Source organism: Halomonas sp. ND22Bw (assembly GCF_003011945.1).
Classification (GTDB): domain Bacteria; phylum Pseudomonadota; class Gammaproteobacteria; order Pseudomonadales; family Halomonadaceae; genus Halomonas; species Halomonas halophila.
This window is the reverse complement of record NZ_PXWD01000562.1, coordinates 1-301: the sequence shown is the minus strand read 5'-3', so window position 1 is coordinate 301 and position 301 is coordinate 1. Positions and strand designations below refer to the sequence as shown.

Genomic DNA, 301 nt, shown 5'->3' with positions numbered 1-301 from the left:
CGCCGTGCCGGCGCGCGGGGGCCGGTCCTGGCGGTGCGAGGCGAAATCCCCGCGCGTGGATGAAGGACAGTGTCACTGGAGCGAGGCCGGTTTGGCGGCGATGCGCCGGACCACGAGATTGCTGTCGGCCCCCAGACGAAGATCGAGCGTGTGCCCGACCCGTCGCGTGAACAGCATCACGCCGGCAACCTCGTCGTGCAGCGTGCCCTTGCCGAAGAAGGTCCGAGAATCTGCCCATTCGCGGCCGTGGATGAAGCGGACGCGATATTGGCCGAGCGGGGCTGGCACGGTGACACGCTCG

General features: G+C 69.1%; 1 protein-coding gene. It reads right to left on the bottom strand.

Going from position 1 to position 301, the window contains the following annotated elements; translation table 11 throughout:
• Nucleotides 1–72 precede the first annotated feature (72 nt).
• A partial coding sequence (locus CVH10_RS19390) for a hypothetical protein (protein WP_369335891.1) occupies nt 73–301 on the bottom strand: 229 nt, incomplete at its 5' end.